3 protein-coding genes are annotated in these 3,319 nt (G+C 43.4%); all 3 read right to left on the minus strand.

What is annotated here, in order from left to right; translation table 11 throughout:
- Positions 1-111: 111 nt before the first annotated feature.
- Positions 112-1,191, minus strand: coding sequence for a hypothetical protein (locus IQ270_RS29195; protein ID WP_193976609.1), 1,080 nt, complete (start codon positions 1,189-1,191; stop codon positions 112-114).
- An 80-nt stretch (positions 1,192-1,271) separates the two neighbouring features.
- Positions 1,272-2,576, minus strand: coding sequence for a hypothetical protein (locus IQ270_RS29200; protein ID WP_193976610.1), 1,305 nt, complete (start codon positions 2,574-2,576; stop codon positions 1,272-1,274).
- 254 nt (positions 2,577-2,830) lie between these two features.
- Positions 2,831-3,319: hypothetical protein (locus IQ270_RS29205; protein ID WP_193976611.1), on the minus strand; the 489-nt coding region annotated here is incomplete at its 5' end.

A 3,319-nucleotide genomic window follows, 5' to 3' on the forward strand; every position in this document is an offset into this window, starting at 1 on the left:
AAAAAGGGTAAAGGTAGGTTCCAAAACTCGTCAAAATCCATTAGTTAACCTGGTCAGCTCTCTCTAAATTCACCATAATTTCTACTCAGCTAACGCTGAGTAAATTTGTGCTTAGTCTAAACTCCAATCTTCAATAATTGGCTTGAAATAAGAGCAGGTACGGGTGTAAAAAGGACTAATTGTTGTCTGAGCATTAACTCGATTACCAAAATGTTCTTGAATTTCTTTTAGGCTAGCCTGTTTAAACTTTAAAATGGCGATCGCGCGAAAGTTAACATCAGGAAAATTTCTAATATGCTCGCCCCTGAAAATGCCATCTGGATCTCGATCGATCCATTCCATAGTCTGAATTTGCTTTAATTTCCTCTCGTATTCCTGCATCATTGATGCGATTTGATATAACCAAATTTGGAGCAGAATATCAAAGGCAAAAATTATTACTGCTTTTGCATAAATCAATCTTTGATTATGCTTAGACCCCGAAGGTTCTGCCGTTGAAATTTCTTTTACTCGATCTCGAATAAAATCTATAAAGCGAGATTTTACATAAAAAGCAAACCAGTTCCAAAATTTTAGGGGACGGTAAAGCTGCTGCACTTCATCGCAAAAAATATTCCAGATTTGTCCTAAATCAACTTCAGTTTTTTGAATATTTTGGCATAATTTTTCACAGGATTGAGCTAGGCTTTGAGATTTTTCTGACGTATAGGTTTTAGTCTTCTTGTTTTTGCGTCTTTGTTCAAAGCGACGGCGAAATTTTTCTACTTCTTTTTGAAACTCTGAATAAAATTCTGGAGTTCGCTCTGATGCTGATATCTTAGAAAATTTCTGCCATTCTTTAAATAGCTCGAAATCTACTCCTCTTTTATAAATATCAATTTTTGTCAGAACTTCTTCTAGCACATCTCCCATAACATCATTCCAATCTTGCTCAAAATCACTTGCTAACATTGCCCCATGTTTGTCACGACACCATTTTTTGAGACCTGCTAATCGGCGTTTTGCCTCACCATATATAGCTTGTGATTTTTCATCATCATCTGTCGTTTTTTTCTCACGTCGTAAGCTCGATCCAGGAAACATAATCTCCCACAACAGCGGTCTAATTTTGCGCTTTTTTGGATCGGTATCTTTGGGATATGATTGGGCTTGGGATACAAGTTCTTGGAGGAGGCGATCGAGTTCGTGCATGGGCGATCGGGTTCAGCAAAAAAGGGATGCTCTCAATTATACCAAGAGAACACCCCCCACCTCACCCAATCCCGATTCTCTTAAGCCGCGTCGCCCAAGTCGCCCCCAAAGTCCTCATGGCTCTCCTTCCAGTTGCGGTAGGCTTCGTCATAACGCTGCTGCGCCGCCATGATGTCCTCCTCACATTGTTTAATTTGGGTTCCGTAACGGTGGGCGATTATCTTCAAATCTTGCCCTAAAATCTCTTCTAACTCAGCGCTTTTCTGCTGCACCCACTGCTGCCGCATTCGATCGACCTTTTGCTGCTTGTCTTTGATTTCGTGAGGCGCACCAATCATTTCAATGTCTGGCGCAACAAAGGCGTTGTCCAGATCGGTTTTGTCGGCGCGAGATTGAAATAACCGCTGTTCGATCGCCTGATCGCGCTCCAGTTCCAACTCTTTTTTGCGATCGCGACCCATGCTAATATCATAGTCCGCTTCCGCCATCGCCATATTCTTCAGCCGTCCATTGCTATCCCCCTCAGCAATGTATTTCATTAAATAGTCCAAAGATGCTTCTTGGCTTTCTTTATCAGCCAGGAGTTTTTCAACTTCCGCTTCTGGCATTCCTTCGCGGGGGAAAACACAGCCCAAATACTTTTCAATTAAACGGGCATACTGTTCTGGTAACTCAAAACGATCGCTCTGAAAAGCAGCGGCCAACCAAACAATAGTAACAGGCAAACTGGCGGCGATCGCTTCTATTAAAATCCCCCCCGGCAGGCCCATTTGGACTACAATCCACAGCGCTGTTGAAAATTCCGCCGCACTCAGCGTTCCTGCTAAAATGGCATCGATAGCCAACTGTTGCTGTAGATTTTTGCCTTCGACTTGTTGGATCAGTGCCTTTTGAGTGCGGTAAAACAGTTCGTCTAATTCATTAACAGGAGATTGTCCTTGCTGGGCGATCGCGCTAATTTCCTGTTTTGTACCGTGAGCAATTCGCATATTTGTAAATACTTTAGTAGCGCGATCGTCTACTAAAAAACTAGCCAATGCACCGCCTCCCATTGCAGCAGGTAAAGCAGCCGGGCCCAAACGCGAAGTTAGCACTTGCGTTCCCGCACTGAAGGTAAGCGCACCTATTACTACTACCACAAATTTTGTGGCTTGTTTGGTAGTCGGTGAAGATTGCCGGGAGACTATGGGATTCATGTCTTGAATGCGGGCTTCGGCAATCCGAGTTTCTGCTGAGTTGGCAACTCTTTCGCTGACATTTGCCCGCAATCCTCTGGGGAGGCGTTTAACTGCTTCTTGGGGAAATTGCCGCCAGCGATCGACTATTTGCCAGATATGAAGTTGAATTTGATTACGATCGTTATTCTGCGGTTGATTTGAATTCATGGTCTTTCCTTTGATTTTGCTGACAATGTTTAATCGTTTAATTTGTGAGGAGTTATGCGGATTTTTGAGGAAGTTACTTAGTCCTGGATGCACGGGGGTCAGAAACCGGGTTTTTTATTGAATCTGCGGGATGCAACAAAATATTTTGGTAAAAACCCGGTTTCTTTGGTCACATTGGAGGGGCAGAAACCGGGGGTTTGACGAATCTGCTGGCTACAACGAAGTATTTTGGTAAAAACCCGGTTTCTAGGCTCCTATCGAGAACCCGGTTTACGAGCGGTTTCCAAGGCTAAACTGACGCAGTTAGAAATGTCTTTGAAATCGCAAATTTGCACCTTGCCTTCGGATGTTAAATTAGTCTCTAGCTGGTTTTTGAGGGTTTCGTCTTCAACCATGAAGGCGAGCGCCCCATTGTTTTCAGTAATGTTGTGGACAACGCTTTTAATGCGCTTAATGTCTTTCGGATTGGGTTGGTTTGGGCCCGGCTCATCATCTTGAATGGCGATGGTTACTACGACTGGCTTTAAATTGTTGCGGGCACGTTCTTTTTGGATAGTGTTTTGGATGCGCTCTAGGAGTAGAATCAAAGAGGTTCCTGGGTGTTTGTTGGCGATCGCCCGTTTTGGATCTTTACACTGGCCAAGTAGAGATAAACTGTTAGAAATGGAGATATTTTGGGTAGTGACAGGGCGATCGGCAAAAGACATGGAAATTGCTACATCACCGGGTTTATAATGTTGAAT

Source organism: Microcoleus sp. LEGE 07076, from assembly GCF_015207455.1.
Lineage (GTDB): Bacteria > Cyanobacteriota > Cyanobacteriia > Cyanobacteriales > Microcoleaceae > Microcoleus.

Bases quoted from the DNA above. Each gene is read 5' to 3' on its own strand.
- IQ270_RS29195 (WP_193976609.1), bottom strand. From the start codon at position 1,191: ATGCACGAACTCGATCGCCTCCTCCAAGAACTTGTATCCCAAGCCCAA.
- IQ270_RS29200 (WP_193976610.1), bottom strand. From the start codon at position 2,576: ATGAATTCAAATCAACCGCAGAATAACGATCGTAATCAAATTCAACTT.